At 68.8% G+C, this 14424-nt stretch carries 13 protein-coding genes and 4 tRNA genes; 6 read left to right on the top strand and 11 right to left on the bottom strand.

Features of this window, described 5'->3' with window-relative positions:
• The first annotated feature begins 80 nt into the window (after positions 1-80).
• Entirely contained in the window at positions 81-2189 is a 2109-nt protein-coding gene (locus ACXIZN_RS09935) for an elongation factor G-like protein EF-G2 (protein WP_457953855.1), read from the top strand.
• Positions 2190-2247: 58 nt separating this feature from the next.
• Here ACXIZN_RS09935 and ACXIZN_RS09930 read toward each other — a convergent pair whose 3' ends face one another.
• The 6 genes from ACXIZN_RS09930 to ACXIZN_RS09905 form a co-directional block, all read right to left on the bottom strand.
• Entirely contained in the window at positions 2248-2721 is a 474-nt protein-coding gene (locus tag ACXIZN_RS09930) for an XdhC family protein (protein WP_457953854.1), read from the bottom strand.
• 12 nt (positions 2722-2733) lie between these two features.
• Positions 2734-3216 carry an NUDIX hydrolase gene (locus ACXIZN_RS09925; protein WP_457953853.1) on the bottom strand — a complete coding sequence of 161 codons (483 nt, stop codon included), beginning with the start codon at positions 3214-3216 and terminating at the stop codon, positions 2734-2736.
• Positions 3213-4358, bottom strand: a complete 1146-nt coding sequence (locus ACXIZN_RS09920) for a glycosyltransferase family 4 protein (protein WP_457953852.1) — start codon at positions 4356-4358, stop codon at positions 3213-3215. The genes ACXIZN_RS09925 and ACXIZN_RS09920 overlap by 4 nt, the downstream gene beginning before the upstream one ends.
• A 22-nt stretch (positions 4359-4380) precedes the next feature.
• Complete coding sequence (locus ACXIZN_RS09915) at positions 4381-5298, bottom strand: phosphatidylinositol mannoside acyltransferase (protein WP_034307832.1); 918 nt, start codon at positions 5296-5298, stop codon at positions 4381-4383.
• Positions 5295-5936 carry a phosphatidylinositol phosphate synthase gene (pgsA, locus tag ACXIZN_RS09910; protein WP_016334780.1) on the bottom strand — a complete coding sequence of 214 codons (642 nt, stop codon included), beginning with the start codon at positions 5934-5936 and terminating at the stop codon, positions 5295-5297. The genes ACXIZN_RS09915 and pgsA overlap by 4 nt, the downstream gene beginning before the upstream one ends.
• Positions 5937-6039: 103 nt before the next feature.
• The gene (locus tag ACXIZN_RS09905) at positions 6040-6582 is read right to left on the bottom strand and encodes a MarR family winged helix-turn-helix transcriptional regulator (RefSeq protein WP_457953851.1); all 543 of its coding nucleotides are present in this window, start codon (positions 6580-6582) and stop codon (positions 6040-6042) included.
• Between the two features lie 118 nt (positions 6583-6700).
• Between ACXIZN_RS09905 and ACXIZN_RS09900 the strand changes: the two genes are divergently transcribed.
• The gene (locus ACXIZN_RS09900; protein ID WP_034307837.1) at positions 6701-7243 is read left to right on the top strand and encodes a YceI family protein; all 543 of its coding nucleotides are present in this window, start codon (positions 6701-6703) and stop codon (positions 7241-7243) included.
• 78 nt (positions 7244-7321) lie between these two features.
• Here the strand turns inward: ACXIZN_RS09900 and ACXIZN_RS09895 are convergent, their stop codons facing one another.
• From ACXIZN_RS09895 to ACXIZN_RS09875, 5 genes are all read right to left on the bottom strand, one after another.
• The gene (locus ACXIZN_RS09895; protein ID WP_457953850.1) at positions 7322-7858 is read right to left on the bottom strand and encodes an HIT family protein; all 537 of its coding nucleotides are present in this window, start codon (positions 7856-7858) and stop codon (positions 7322-7324) included.
• A complete protein-coding gene (gene thrS, locus ACXIZN_RS09890; protein ID WP_457953848.1) occupies positions 7855-9873 on the bottom strand; it encodes a threonine--tRNA ligase in 2019 nt (672 codons plus the stop codon). The genes ACXIZN_RS09895 and thrS overlap by 4 nt, the downstream gene beginning before the upstream one ends.
• 180 nt (positions 9874-10053) lie before the next feature.
• Positions 10054-10668: a malonic semialdehyde reductase gene (locus tag ACXIZN_RS09885; RefSeq protein WP_457953846.1), complete on the bottom strand. Its 615-nt coding sequence runs from the start codon at positions 10666-10668 to the stop codon at positions 10054-10056.
• A 108-nt stretch (positions 10669-10776) separates the two neighbouring features.
• Positions 10777-12303 carry a sugar transferase gene (locus ACXIZN_RS09880; RefSeq protein ID WP_457953845.1) on the bottom strand — a complete coding sequence of 509 codons (1527 nt, stop codon included), beginning with the start codon at positions 12301-12303 and terminating at the stop codon, positions 10777-10779.
• 871 nt (positions 12304-13174) lie between these two features.
• A tRNA-Val gene (locus ACXIZN_RS09875) sits at positions 13175-13246 on the bottom strand.
• Positions 13247-13634: 388 nt separating this feature from the next.
• Here ACXIZN_RS09875 and ACXIZN_RS09870 point away from each other — a divergent pair.
• The 4 genes from ACXIZN_RS09870 to ACXIZN_RS09855 all read left to right on the top strand — a co-directional run bounded on the left by ACXIZN_RS09870 (position 13635) and on the right by ACXIZN_RS09855 (position 14418).
• A complete protein-coding gene (locus ACXIZN_RS09870; protein WP_005159130.1) occupies positions 13635-14060 on the top strand; it encodes an SsgA family sporulation/cell division regulator in 426 nt (141 codons plus the stop codon).
• Positions 14061-14195: 135 nt separating this feature from the next.
• Positions 14196-14268: transfer RNA gene (locus tag ACXIZN_RS09865), tRNA-Gly, on the top strand.
• Positions 14269-14270: 2 nt separating this feature from the next.
• A tRNA-Gly gene (locus tag ACXIZN_RS09860) sits at positions 14271-14343 on the top strand.
• A 2-nt stretch (positions 14344-14345) separates the two neighbouring features.
• Positions 14346-14418, top strand: a tRNA-Gly gene (locus ACXIZN_RS09855).
• Positions 14419-14424 lie beyond the last annotated feature (6 nt).

The raw sequence follows: 14424 nt of genomic DNA, 5'->3' as shown, positions 1-14424 counted from the left end.
GTCGCCTTGCCGCGACGCCCGTCGCGGGTGTGTGATCGAGGACACACCTGTACGCGGCATCGTGTGGTGAGGAGACCGGCATGGCCGACAAACAGAGCAAGAACGGAGACTCCGGGGCCGCCGTCGCTGTGGACGACCCGGCGAAGGTCCGCAACGTCGTCCTGGTCGGCCCGTCGGGATCGGGCAAGACGACGCTCGCCGAAGCGCTGCTCGCCGCGTCCGGCACGGTGACCAGGGCGGGCTCTGTCGTCGAGGGCACCACGGTATGCGACCACGACCCCGCCGCGGTCCGGCAGCAGCGGTCGGTCGGCCTCTCGGTCGCGCCGGTGCTGCACCAGGGCCACAAGATCAACCTCATCGACACCCCGGGGTACGCCGATTTCGTCGGCGAACTGCGCGCCGGGCTCCGCGCCGCCGACGCGGCGCTGTTCGTGGTCTGCGCGGCGGAAGGCGTCGACGCGGCCACGATCGCGGTCTGGGAGGAATGCGCCGCCGTCGGCATGCCGAGGGCGGTGGTCGTCTCCCGGCTGGACCATCACCGCGCCGACCCCGACGGCGAGATCGCGGCCTGTCAGGAGGCTTTCGGCGCCGGAGTCCTGCCGCTGTACCTGCCCGCGCGCGACGGGCTCGTCGGGCTCATCACGCGCCGCTACTTCGATTATTCGAACGGCTTCCCACCCCAGGTCGGCGAGCCGGACGAGGCCGATCTCGCGCGGATGACCGAGGCCCGCAACGAACTCATCGAAGGGGTCATCGCCGAGAGCGAGGACGAGTCCCTGATGGACCGGTACCTCGCCGGCGAGGAGATCGCCGAGGACACGCTGATCGCCGACCTCGAGACCGCCGTCGCGCGCGGGTCCTTCCATCCGGTGATCCCGGTGTGTTCGACGACCGGGGTGGGGCTCGCCGAAGTCCTCGACGGGATCGTGCGCGCCTTCCCCTCGCCGCTGGAACACGTCCCGCCGGAGGTCACCTCCCCCACCGGCGAACCGCACGCCGGGCTCCGCGCCGATCCCGACGGCCCGCTGGCGGCCGAGGTGGTCCGGACCGCTGTCGACTCCTACGTCGGCAGGGTGTCCCTGGTGCGGGTCTTCTCCGGGACGCTCCGCCCCGAACGGCCGGTGCACGTCTCGGGCCACGGCCTCGCCGAACGCGGGCACGAGGATCACGACGCCGACGAACGGGTCGCGCATCTGTACTCGCCGCTCGGGGCGAACCTGCGCGAAGTCCCGTACTGCGTCGCGGGCGACCTTTGCGCCCTCACCAAGGTCGGCTCGGCGGAAACCGGCGACACCGTTTCCTCGCCGGATGATCCGCTGATCATGAAGCCGTGGGCGATGCCTGAACCACTGCTGCCGGTCGCCGTCGTCGCGAAAACGCGCAGCGACGAAGACACCTTGGCGCGCAACCTTTCCCGGCTCGTCGCGGGTGATCCGACACTTCGGCTGGACCGCAACGCCGAGACCAACCAGCTCGTACTGTGGTGCATGGGCGAGGCCCACGCCGACGTCGTGCTGTCACGGCTGCGCGCGGGCGGCGCCGACGTGGACACCGAGCCAGTCCGCATCAGCCTGCGGTCGACCTTCGCCGGGCCGGGCCGCGGGCACGGCCGGCATGTCAAGCAGTCCGGCGGGCACGGCCAGTTCGCCGTCTGCGACATCGAGGTCCAGCCGCTGCCGAGGGGGTCGGGCTTCGAGTTCGTGGACAAGGTCGTCGGCGGCTCGGTGCCGCACCAGTTCATCCCGAGCGTCGAGAAGGGAGTCCGGGCGCAGGCACAGCGCGGGATCGTCGACGGCCATCCGCTGATCGACATCCGGGTGACCCTCGTCGACGGCAAGGCGCACAGCGTCGACTCGTCGGACGCCGCGTTCCAGACGGCGGGGGCGCTGGCGCTGAAGGAGGCGGCCGCGGCGGGCAAGATCGCGCTGCTCGAACCGCTCGAAGAGGTGGCGGTGCGGCTTCCGGACGAGCACCTGGGCACCGTGCTGGGTGATCTCTCGTCCCGGCGTGGCCGCGTGCTCGGTACCGAATCGGGTGAAGGCGGCCGCACGGTCATCCGCGCCGAGGTCCCCGCGGTCGAGCTTCTACGCTACGCGATCGACCTGCGTTCGCTGACTTCGGGAACGGCGACGTTCACCCGCAGGCACGCCCGGTTCGAGCCGATGCCGGAAGGAGCGGTGGCCCACTGACCCCGCGTTCAGTCCTCTGAATGCGATCCTTGCGCACGCAAGTACCGCATTCAGAGGACTAAACGCCGGGCGACGAAAAGTCGAAACCGCCCGGACGACCGTTCCGGTCCGCCAGCAGACCGGCCAGGGTGGCGACGGCGATCTCGGGCGGCGTGCGTGAGCCGATGTTCAGCCCGACCGGGCGGTGGACCCGCCCGATCTCGCGGTCGGGGACGTCCAGCGCCTTGAGCGCGGCGACGTGCGGGCCGGCATGGCGCGGATTGCCGAGTACCCCGACCCACCTGGTCGGGCGGTCCAGCACGGCCTTGAGGACCTCGCCGAGCTCGGGCCGGTCATGATCGGTGACGACGACGTCGGCGTCCGGGCCGAGATCCGGCACCGTCGTGAGGGCGTCCAAGCCGTCCTCGACGTCGGTCACCCGTGCGCCGTCCGGCTCGAACAACACCGCCTTGTAGCCGAGATCCTTGCCGTAGCGCAGGAGGAACGACGCCACGGGCGTCGCGAACACCGCCACCAGCAGCCGCTCGCTCATGGGATCGTCCTCCTACAGATCGGGTTCGGCGATCTCGAAGTATTCAGGAAGCCGAGCGGTCCCGGCGAGTCCGAAGTACCGGACCTTCCGCCGCCTCCGCAGATGCAGGGTGTCCCGGACGGCGTCGTTGTGCACGCGCCGCGCGATGACGACGCGGTGCTCGGCGTCGGTCAGCTCTTCGGCCAGTGGCGTCGGCAGGGCCGTCCGGTCGACGCGCGCCAGCCTCAACGTCAGTTCGCTTTCCTCGGCTTCGCGATCCGGCCTCGGCGCCCGCTCGGCCCGCTCGCCCAGCGCACGCAGCTCCTCGTCGCCCAGGATCGCGGCGGCCGCCCTGGCGACGACGGCGCGCCGCGCGAGGGCCGCGTCGAGCGCCGCCCAGCCCGCGTCCGTGCGGACGTGCAGCCGGTCCAGCCTGTTCGCCGTCGCGAGCAGGAAAAGCCCGCCCAGCACGACGATCACGGCGACAAGACCGCCGATCCACACCCAGGTCGTCATCGGCTGAACTCGCGTTCACCCGCGCCGACGCGCCGGGGGTCGGCGGCGATCGCGGTCTCGTACACGCGCAGCACCTGCGTGGTGACCACGGACCAGTCGAACATCGCGACCCGCTCCCCCGCGGCCGCCGCCAGCGACACCCGCCGGGCCGGGTCACCGAGCAGTTCGCGCAGGCCGTCGGCGAGTGCCGCCGCGTCGCCGGTCTCGGTCAGCATCCCGGCCTTGCCGTCGTCGAGCACCCGGCGGAACGAGTCCAGCCCGCTCGCCAGCACCGGCGTGCCCGCCGCCATGGCCTCGGTGAGGATCATCCCGAAGCTCTCGCCGCCCGTGTTCGGCGCGCAGTAGACGTCGACGCTCCGCAGCGCCCGCGCCTTCGTCTCGTCGTCGACCTGGCCGAGCAGGTCGATATGCGGCGCCAGCTCCGGCCCGGCCTCGCGGCGGAGCTGATCGGCGTCGCCACGGCCGACGACCAGCAGGCGCAGTTCCTCGAACTCCGGCAGCAGCATCCGCAACGCCTCCAGCAGTACTCCCATCCCCTTGCGGGGCTCGGTGTACCGCCCGACGAAGCCGACCGTGCCGCCCGCGCGCGGGTAGCCGTCCAGCGGGAGCGCGCGGGAGAAGAAGTCGACGTCGACGCCGTTGGGCACCTCGACCGCGTCGCCGCCGGCGTGTTCCACCTGGACCCTGCGGGCCAGTGCCGAAACCGCGATCCGCGCGGTGATCTTCTCCAGCAGCGGCCGCAGCACCGGCTGGAACGCCGCCAGGGTGCGCGAACGCGTCGTCGCGGTGTGGAAGGTCGCCACGATCGGGCCGTCCGCGACCTTCAGCGCCAAGAGCGAAAGACTCGGCGCGGCCGGCTCGTGCAGGTGCAGGACGTCGAAGTCGCCGTCGCGGATCCACCGCCGCACCCTGGCGTAGGACACCGGGCCGAACTGCAGCCGCGCGACGGAGCCGTTGTACGGGATGCCGAGCGCCTTCCCCGCGGGGACGACGAAATCCGGGACGTCGGAATCATCGTCCGCCGGAGCGAGGACGGAGACCTGATGCCCGCGTGCCAGCAACGCCTTCGCGAGATCGATGACGTGGCCCTGCACGCCGCCCGGTACGTCGAACGAGTACGGGCAGACGATCCCGATCTTCATGACCCGCGCCTGAGCCATCGGCTCAGCTCGCTTCGCCGAGGGCGGCCTGTTCCCCGGCTTCGAAGTCGGAGAGCCAGAACTTCTGCATCATGTGCCAGTCGGCCGGATGCGCCGCGATGTCCCCGGCGAAGATGTCCGCCAGCGCCTGCGTGGCCGCAGGGACCTCGGACCGGTTCGTCACCCGGATCCGCGGATGCAGCCGGATCTGCCAGCCGTCCTCGGTGAACCAGCAGCCTGCCGGGATCAGCGCGGCACCGGTGGTGGCGGCCAGCCTGGCGGGCCCGCCCGGCATCCGGGTCTGCTCGCCGAAGAACTTCACCGGTACGCCGGAATTCGTCAGATCCCTGTCGCCGACCAGGCAGATCGCCTTGTTCTCCCGCAGGCGCTTGAGCAGCACGCGCATCGCGGAACTGTCGCCGGTCAGCGGGACGATCTCGAAGCCGAGCGATTCCCGGTAGGACACGAACCGCTGGTACAGCGACTCGGGCTTCAGCCGCTCCGCGACCGTGGTGAAACCGCCGAGATAGTCCGCCAGCCAGACGCCGGCGGCGTCCCAGTTCCCGCTGTGCGGCAGCGCCATCACCGCGCCGTTGCCCTCGGCGAGGGCGGCGTCGAGGTTCTCCACGCCGGTGATCGACTGGGCGACCTTGCGACTGACCTCCTTGTGGTCCATCGAGGGCAGCCGGAACATCTCGTGCCAATAGCGGGCGTAGGAGCGCATCGCGCGGCGGGTCAGTTCGTCGAGTTCGACGCCGTCGGCCTGCGGTACGACCCTGGCGAGGTTGCGCCGCAGCTGACGCACGCCGCCGCCGTCCCGCCGGACGGCCAGGTCGGCGCCGAGCCCGAACGTCACCGCGCCCGCCGACTCCGGCAGCCAGCGCGCGAGCCGCCAGCCCGCCGCGTACCCGAAGTCGCTGAGCCGCTGGGAGAACCCGCTCATGCCCCGCCCTCCGCGGCGGGTGGCCCGGCCGCCTTGGCGGCCCTCGCCGCCTTGGCCACCGCGGCCGTCCGCTGCAGCAGGGTGATCACCGAAAGCACCGCGAGCAGCCAGAGGGTGATGTCCACGGTGTACGGAACGCCCAGACCGTGCAGTCCGGTTCCCACGAGGGCGATGATCAGGCGTTCCGCACGTTCGACGAGCCCGCCGTCCGCCTCCAGCCCGGAAGCCTCGGCGCGGGCCTTGACGTACGAGATGACCTGCGCGAGTACCAGGCAGATCAGCGCGGCGGCCGCGGCAGGGCGGTTGTCGTCGTGGACGAAGCACCACCACGCGATCGCGGCGAACAACGCGCCGTCGACCAGCCTGTCGCATGTCGCGTCGAGGACCGCGCCGAACGCCGTGCCGTACCCGCGGGCGCGCGCCATCGCGCCGTCGAGCAGGTCCAGCATCGCGAAGCCCCAGACGGTGAAGGTGCCCCACAGCAGCATGTCGTTGGGAAAGAACCCGAGCGCGCACAGCACCGCCCCGGCCGTGCCGATGACGGTCATCGCGTTCGGGGTCAGACCGGCGCGCACGAGCACCTTCCCCATCGGGTCGGTGACGCGGGAAACGGAGGCGCGCGCGAAAATGTTGAGCATCGGTTCTTCAGGTGCACCTAAGCAGCAGGGTCGGGTGGCCGCCCGAAGCCTATCCACCCGCACCGACACCCGTCGTCGCGCCCGCCCCCGGACCGGGTTCCGGTCAGTCCGCTTTGGCCAGTTCGGCCGAGTCCTCGAGGTTCGCGAGGGTCTCTTCCCGCAGCGCCAGTTCCGCCTCGGCGGCGGCGCATTTCGGTGACAGCCGCCCCAGGACGGCGGCGCTGATCTCGCCGAGCGCCTTCACCTGTTCGGGGGTCAGCGGGTCGAAAAGGCTCTCGCGGACGGCCTCGACGTGCCCGGGCGCGGCCTCCTCCAGCGCGGCGAAACCCGCGGGAGTGAGCACCGCCCAGGAACCGCGTTTGTCGGTGGGGCACGACTCGCGGCGCACCCAGCCGTTGGCCTCGAGCCGCGCGACCGCGTGCGAGAGCCTGCTGCGCGACGCCTTGCGCGCGTCCGCCAGTTCACTCATCCGCAGCCGCCGGTCCGGCGCCTCGGACAGGGCGACGAGCACTTCGTAGTAGGTGTGGGGCATGCCCGCCTCGTGCTGAAGCTGGCCCTCCAGGTGCGCTTGCAGCATGCGCGTGGCCGCGGAGAAGTCGCGCCAGACTTTTTGCTCCTCGTCGGAGAGCCATCGGGGTTCGGACATGCCACCCATTCTACCCCTGGTTGAACGCTCAACCAAATTGCGCTACAGTCATGGTTGAGCGCTCAACCAGACGAGGGTTCACCACGAACGCACCCAGACTTTTTGGAGATCGACTTTAATGACCACCACCGAGATCCCGGGCTATGTCGCAGGCAAGTGGACGATCGACACCGCCCACTCCGACATCGCCTACACCGTGAAGCACCTCGGCCTGGCCAAGTCCCGGGGCAACTTCACCGCCTTCACCGGTGAGGTCGTCACCGCCGACAACATCCTCGACTCGTCGGTCACCGTCGAGATCGACGCCTCGTCGGTCGCCAGCGGTGTCGACGGGCGCGACACGCACCTCAAGTCCGAGGACTTCTTCCACGTCGACGAGCACCCGGTCATCACGTTCCGCTCCACCGGCATCCGCGAGGACGGTGGCGACTACGTCATCGACGGCGAGCTCACCTGGCGCGGCAAGACCGTCCCGGTCTCGCTCGAGGCCGAGTTCAACGGCATCGGCACCAACCCGGCCAACGACAACGCCACCACCCTCGGCGTCTCGGCCACCGCGACCGTGAACCGTCGCGACTTCGGCATCGGCCCGGAGGGCAACGCCTTCCTGTCCGAGAAGGTCAAGATCGACATCGAGCTGCAGGCCGCGCTCAACGCCTGAGCCACTGCGCGTGAAGGCCCCCTTCCCTCGGCTGAGCCGAGGGAAGGGGGCCTTCACGCGCTTCACGGCCCAGGCGATCTACCAGGCACCCGCCAGAAGTTGCCGGGTCTCCCCCAGCAACTGCGGCAGCACCTTCGTATGCCCGATCACCGGCATGAAGTTCGCGTCGCCGCCCCATCGCGGCACCACGTGCTGGTGCAGATGCGCGGCGATCCCCGCGCCGGCGATCACGCCCTGGTTCATCCCGATGTTGAACCCGTGCGCCGACGAAACCTCCCGGATCACCCGCATCGCGTGCTGGGTGAACTCCGCCACCTCGGCGGTCTCTTCCGCCGTCAGGTCCGTGTAGTCCGCGACATGGCGGTACGGCACGGCCATCAGGTGACCGGGGTTGTACGGGTACAGGTTCAGCACCACGTACACGGTCTTCCCGCGCGCGATGATCAGCGCGTCCTCGTCGCTCTTGCCGGGAAGATGGCAGAACGGGCAGCCCTCGTCGGGCTTCTTCGACCCTTGCACGTAGGCGAGCCGGTGCGGGGTCCACAGGCGCTGCAACGCGTCCGGGACCCCCACACCGTCCTGTCCGACGACTTCAGGGCCATCGGGGCCCGTCACCGGAGTACCGCCTCCAAGCCCGCCACGGTCGGCGAAGCGTTCTCGCGGCGCTGGACCCAGCCGGCGATCGCCTCGACCGCGTCGGCCACCGGGACACCGTTGATCTGGCCGCCGTCGCGGAACCGGAACGACACCGCGCCCGCCTCGACGTCCTTCGCGCCCGCCAGGAGCATGAAGGGCACCTTCTGCGTGGTGTGGGTGCGGATCTTCTTCTGCATCCGGTCGTCGCTCGCGTCGACGTCGACCCGGATCCCCTTGGCCCGCAGCGCCTTCTCGACCCCACGCAGGTGCTCGACCTGGTCCTCGGTGATCGGGATACCGACCACCTGGACGGGCGAAAGCCACGCCGGGAACGCGCCCGCGTAATGCTCGGTCAGCACGCCGAAGAACCGCTCGATCGAACCGAACAGCGCGCGGTGGATCATCACCGGGCGCTGACGGCTGCCGTCGCCCGCGGTGTACTCCAGCTCGAACTTCTCGGGCAGCATGAAGTCCAGCTGGATGGTCGACATCTGCCAGGTGCGGCCCAGCGCGTCCTTCGCCTGCACGGAGATCTTCGGCCCGTAGAACGCGGCGCCACCCGGATCCGGCACCAGTTCCAGCCCGGAGTCCACGGCGGCCGTGCGCAGCACCTCGGTCGCCTCGGCCCAGACCTCTTCGGAACCGATGTACTTCTCTTCGTTCCGAGTGGACAGTTCGAGGTAGAAGTCGTCGAGACCATAGTCGCGCAACAGGTTCAGCACAAAGTCCAAAAGGGACTTCAGCTCACCGGGAACCTGCTCCAGGGTGCAGAAGATGTGCGCGTCGTCCTGCGTCATGCCGCGCACGCGGGTCAGGCCGTGGATCACGCCGGACTTCTCGTAGCGGTACACGGAGCCGAACTCGAACATCCGCAGCGGCAGTTCCCGGTAGGAGCGCCCGCGCGAACGGAAGATCAGGTCGTGGAACGGGCAGTTCATCGGCTTGAGGTAGTAGTCCTGGCCGGGTTTGCGGACCGAACCGTCCTCGTTGTGCTCGGCGTCGAGGTGCATCGCCGGGTACATGCCGTCGCGGTACCAGTCGAGGTGACCGGAGGTCTCGAACAGCGCGCCCTTGGTGATATGCGGCGAGTAGACGAAGTCGTACCCGGCTTCGACGTGCCGCTGGCGCGAGTAGTTCTCCATCTCCTGCCGGATGATCCCGCCCTTGGGGTGGAACACCGGCAGCCCCGAGCCGATCTCGTCGGGGAAGGAGAACAGGTCCAGCTCGACCCCGAGCTTGCGGTGGTCGCGCCGCTCGGCCTCGGCCAGGCGCTCCAGGTAGACGTCCTGCGCCTCGGCGGATTCCCAAGCGGTGCCGTAGATCCGCTGCAGCTGCGGGTTCTTGTCGTCACCGCGCCAGTACGCGGCGGCGACGCGGGTGAGCTTGAACGCCGGGATGAACTTGGTGGTCGGCACGTGCGGGCCGCGGCAGAGGTCGCTCCACACGCGCTCCTTGGTGCGCGGGTCGAGGTTGTCGTAGATGGTCAGCTCGCCGCCGCCCACCTCCATCACCTCGGAGGTGTCCACATCGGACTTGATGTCCACGAGTTCCAGCTTGAACGGCTCGTCGGCCAGTTCCTTCTTCGCCTCATCGACCGAGTCGAAGACGCGGCGGGAGAACTGCTGCGCGCCCTTCACGATCTGCTTCATGCGCTTTTCGAGCGCCTGCAGGTCTTCCGGGGTGAACGGGGTGTCGACGGCGAAGTCGTAGTAGAAACCGTCCTTGACCGGCGGCCCGATGCCGAGCTTGGCCTGCGGGAACTGCTGCTGCACGGCCTGAGCGAGCACGTGGGCGGCCGAGTGACGGATGACGCTGCGGCCGTCCTCGGTGTTCGCCGCGACGGCTTCGACCTCGACCTCGGACTCCGGGGCCCAGGAAAGGTCGCGGAGGTTCCCCTCGGCATCGCGCACGACGACGATCGTGTCCGGCCCCTTGGTCGGCAGCCCGGCTTCGCGGACCGCGGTGCCCGCCGTAGTGCCGGCCGGTACCACCACGCGGGGGGCGGTTGCGGCTGCTACTGACGACGGCTGGGACACGATGGACTCCTCGCGATGAAGGCGGATGTTTCGTGTGATGTTAGTCGTCACCCACCGCGCGGCTCACGCGCATTACCCCAAGCACCACGAAGGCCTCCTTCCCATCGGAAGAAGGCCTTCGCGTACCGGGGAACGAGGTCAGACGGTCTCGACGACCTCGTCGAAGTCCAGCCGCGGCAGGCGGTCGAACCAGGGGTTGTCGCCCGGCTTGCCGACGTTGATCACGACGAGGGACTTCCACGGCTTGCCCGCGAAGAACTCCTTGTCGATGCCCTCGGCGTCGAAGCCGGTCATCGGGCCGGCGGCCAGCCCGGCGGCCCGGACACCGATGATGAAGTAGCCGACCTGCAGCAGCGCGTTGAGCTTGGCGGTCTCGACCCGGCCCGCCTCGTCGGCGAACAGGTCCTTGGCGCCTGGGAAGTGCGGGAACGTACGCGGCAGGTTCTCGTGGAACTCGGTGTCGGCGGCCAGCACGACCGTCACCGGCGCGGCTTCGGTCTTGGCGCGGTTGCCCTCGGACATCAGCGGGGCGAGGCGCTTCTTGCCCTCTTCGGTGCGGATCACCAGCGCGCGCAGCGGCTGGTTGTTCATCGATGTCGGGGCCCATTTGACCAGCTCGTAGATCGCGCGGATCTGCTCGTCGGTCACCGGCTCGTCGCTGAAGCTGTTCGCGGTACGGGCCTCGCGGAACAGCAGGTCCTGAACGTCCTGCGGGAGGTTCAAGGCTTCGGTCGGCTCAACGCTGGTGGTCATGGGTGGATCTTCCTTCCGTACGCGTCCTGTACCCGTCCCAACCTAGTTGAGCGCTGAACTATTTCTCGCTCAACTATCTCTTCGTGTGGGTACGGTCACAGGAAAGCGTCAGTAGGCACCCCGTCCCTGCACCACGGCGCGGAAGGTCTTCCAGAGGATCACCAGGTCGAGGGCGAGCGACCAGTCCTCGACGTAACGCAGGTCGAGGCGGATGCTCTCGGCCCAGCTGAGGTCGCTGCGGCCACTGACCTGCCACAGCCCGGTCAGCCCCGGCTTGACCAGGAGACGGCGCCGCGCGTCCGGAGCGTACTTCGCGGTCTCCTCGGGCAGCGGCGGGCGAGGGCCGACGAGCGACATGCGCCCGCTCACGACGTTGAACAACTGCGGCAGCTCGTCGAGGGAGTACCGGCGAAGCAGACCACCGACCCGGGTGACCCTCGGATCCTTCCGCATCTTGAACAACGGGCCCGCGCCTTCGTTGTCCGCCTGGAGCTCCCGCTTCAGCTTGTCGGCGTTCGTGACCATCGTGCGGAACTTCAGCATCGTGAAGGTGTGGCCGTCGCGGCCGACGCGGCGCTGGCGGTAGATCACCGGGCCGCGGTCGTCGAGCCGGATCGCGACGGCGATCGCCAGCAGCAACGGGGAAACGAGGGTGAGGAGCAGGGCGGAACCGAACCGGTCGAGCGCCTCCTTCACCAGGCGGCGGCCGCCGGTGAACATCGGCGCGGTGACCCGCAGCAGCGGCATGCCGAGCACGCCGGAGACGTTCAGCCGGGGACCGGCGACCTCCATCAGCATCGGCGCGACCACCATCTCGGCCGAGGTGCCTTCGAGGTCCCAGGCGAGCCGCTGCAGGCGTTTCGGGTTCCAGTGCTGATCGGCCGTCACGGCGACCACCCGGTAGCCGCCACGGCGGACGTGGCCCGCGAGGTCGTCGAGCTTCCCGACGATCGGGACGCCTTCCACCTCGCCGCTCCCCCGTTCCGCTCCGGCACCGGAATACGTGCAGACGGCTTCCACCCGCCAGCCGACATGCGGATCGGCCTTGGTGCGCGCGATCAGGTCGGCGACCGTGTCGGGGCTTCCGGCCGCGAGCACCGGCAGCAGGCATTCACCGAGCCGCCTGCGCCGGTGCAGCACCTGTCTCAGCGCGTATCGCTGCAGGAACATGAAGACGGAGATCATCGGGACGACGATGAAGACCCACGGCTGCACGGCGAGCGCGCCGAAGAGCAGGCCGCCCAACGCGACCAGAACGGCCGTGGTCACCAAGCCGCGCCCCAGCGTCCGGTACTCCTCCGCGCCCTCGCCCAGCACACGCGGACTCCAGGCGCGGCAGACCGACAACCCGAACAGGAAGGCCGCGGCGGTACCGAGCGCGTGCATGTCATGCGGATCGGATCGATCGATCAAGAAGGCGCTCATCACGATGAGCACGAAAGCGGTGAAAACGTCACTACCGATGACCCACGCGCGGTAGCGCGATTCCCAAGCCGCGTAAGGCGGCCGTGCCGGCATCGTGCCGACCGCGGCGGCATTGCCCGTATCCCGTTGCGGGGGAAGCGGGACCGACTGGAGGTCGATGTGCTGCGGCGTCCCGTTGACGGTGGACGACGGCCGCACCGACTCTTCCATCAGACCTCCCGGAGTGGGGATTCCCGAACGCCGGATCAACACGCTGAGTAAATGAGAGTGATCTCGAAGAGTGATCGATTCTCAAGGTCTCTCCGCGGCCGATGGGGCGACACACGCCAAGGTATCGGCCACTCTCCGGCCATCGTTACAAGGATTTCCAGCCACACCCTTGGCGAGCATCCGGCAAATGAATGCCGTGTCGATAACAACATGATGACGATGCGTAATAGACCGTATCCTGCGAACAACTACTCAAAGTAGTCACGAATTCTCCTGACTCGCGGCCACTTGGAGCACCGCCTCCCCGATCGGCCGAACAGCCCCGAAAACTCCACAGTGGACTATTCACACGAGTCGATCTCCGGTCGGTCCACTGTGGATTTAGCGACCCCGGTGGACGGCCGCCGGCCGGACTCGCCCACCGCGAGCCGACCTACCTTGTCAATCGGTCACCGGAGTGGCGTTTCGTCACATCACGTCAGCATCACGGCGACCCCGCCGCCGCGGCCGGACAGGTGAGCCGTCCGGCCATGTCCCACATCACCTTTCTTGTGGTCTGGACCTTTCGGCGGACGCTTCGTGCCGAGGATCACAAAGTTGTCTCGATGGCCGGATCATGCGACATTTTCACGACGTGACACGCGGTCTCCGACGAGTGTCCACACCGGCCGGAACGAGAGGCTTCGGAGATCGTCGAACCGCGGCCGTCGACCAGGCGAGCGGATTCGGCCGCGCCGGTGGCGCCGCCCGGGACGGCAGAAGTACCGCCCCCACACAACCCGCGTCCGACCTGGGGATCGAATGCCGCCGGACGGCGCACCCCCGAGAATGAATCAAGGCCCCGGACCATCGGTCCAGGGCCTTCATCCGGTGGGCGATACTGGGATCGAACCAGTGACCTCTTCGGTGTGAACGAAGCGCTCTCCCGCTGAGCTAATCGCCCGCTCGCGGTGTCCGGCAGACTCTACCCCACGACTTTAGGGGGCCTGCAAACGGGTGGTTCCGCCCGACCACACTCCGCTCACCAGCAAATACGGAGCGAACAACCGCGAGCTAGCCGGGGTTGTCCCGGCCGGGGGCCGCCCGCGACGCGTTTCGACATTCGTGCGACGGTGCTATCGCGTGACGACTAAACCGCGCAGTATGTACATGTGGACTGCCTGCAGGGCGCATGGATGGCTGCGCGTCGCGCGGGTGATGATGGGGTGACCGGGGTCCGATGACCCCGTCCGGGTGATCTGCGGCAAAACCGCGTTCCGATCAGCCGGCCGATACGTCACATCATCGCCACTCGGTTCGACCGGGCCGGGAAGGAGACGAAGGGTAGGACGATGCGCAACGATCACGTGACGCTCCGCTCGACGGCGGTGTTCGACCTCCTGGCACCGCGGACCCCCGCGGTTCCGGTCAAGGTTGAACTGCGATACGACACACGCGACCCGTACGCGGTCGTGGCCGCCTTCCGCACCGGCCGCGCCGGCTGGGTCGAGTGGGTCTACGCGCGCGACCTCCTCGCGGACGGCCTCCTGGCCGACGCGGGCGACGGCGACGTACGCATCCGCCCCTCCGTCGAAGACCCCGAGTCCGTCCTCATCGAACTGAACTCGCCGTCCGGGCACGCCATGTTCGAGGCGTCCGCCCAGGAGCTGGCCGACTTCCTCGACCGGACCTACGACGTCGTGCTCCCGGGCAACGAGCACCTCTGGGTCGACGTCGACGACGCCCTGACCCACCTGATCCCCAACGATCTGGCCTGATGACGGGCTTGCGAACAGCAAGTGGCACCCCGGTTGCAGGGCCGATTTCGGGGTCCGATAGTGTTCACACACACCACGGCGACGGGGTGAGGAACAGAACCGCGAGGTTTTGAGCTTCAGCCAGACCGAGGATGTGCGGATGTAGCGCAGCTGGTAGCGCATCACCTTGCCAAGGTGAGGGTCGCGGGTTCGAATCCCGTCATCCGCTCTGCGGATGTAGCGCAGCTGGTAGCGCATCACCTTGCCAAGGTGAGGGTCGCGGGTTCGAATCCCGTCATCCGCTCGGCGGATGTAGCGCAGCTGGTAGCGCATCACCTTGCCAAGGTGAGGGTCGCGGGTTCGAATCCCGTCATCCGCTCGGAAG

The sequence above is a fragment of the Amycolatopsis sp. TRM77291 genome, from assembly GCF_054166285.1.
The sequence above is the reverse complement of the archived record's forward strand: the minus strand, read 5'-3'. Positions and strand labels throughout refer to the sequence as shown.

Bases quoted from the DNA above. Each gene is read 5' to 3' on its own strand.
- ACXIZN_RS09920 (WP_457953852.1), bottom strand. From the start codon at position 4,358: ATGAAGATCGGGATCGTCTGCCCGTACTCGTTCGACGTACCGGGCGGC.
- ACXIZN_RS09935 (WP_457953855.1), top strand. From the start codon at position 81: ATGGCCGACAAACAGAGCAAGAACGGAGACTCCGGGGCCGCCGTCGCT.
- ACXIZN_RS09930 (WP_457953854.1), bottom strand. From the start codon at position 2,721: ATGAGCGAGCGGCTGCTGGTGGCGGTGTTCGCGACGCCCGTGGCGTCG.
- ACXIZN_RS09925 (WP_457953853.1), bottom strand. From the start codon at position 3,216: ATGACGACCTGGGTGTGGATCGGCGGTCTTGTCGCCGTGATCGTCGTG.
- ACXIZN_RS09870 (WP_005159130.1), top strand. From the start codon at position 13,635: ATGCGCAACGATCACGTGACGCTCCGCTCGACGGCGGTGTTCGACCTC.
- ACXIZN_RS09905 (WP_457953851.1), bottom strand. From the start codon at position 6,582: ATGTCCGAACCCCGATGGCTCTCCGACGAGGAGCAAAAAGTCTGGCGC.
- ACXIZN_RS09880 (WP_457953845.1), bottom strand. From the start codon at position 12,303: ATGGAAGAGTCGGTGCGGCCGTCGTCCACCGTCAACGGGACGCCGCAG.
- pgsA (WP_016334780.1), bottom strand. From the start codon at position 5,936: ATGCTCAACATTTTCGCGCGCGCCTCCGTTTCCCGCGTCACCGACCCG.
- ACXIZN_RS09885 (WP_457953846.1), bottom strand. From the start codon at position 10,668: ATGACCACCAGCGTTGAGCCGACCGAAGCCTTGAACCTCCCGCAGGAC.
- ACXIZN_RS09900 (WP_034307837.1), top strand. From the start codon at position 6,701: ATGACCACCACCGAGATCCCGGGCTATGTCGCAGGCAAGTGGACGATC.
- ACXIZN_RS09915 (WP_034307832.1), bottom strand. From the start codon at position 5,298: ATGAGCGGGTTCTCCCAGCGGCTCAGCGACTTCGGGTACGCGGCGGGC.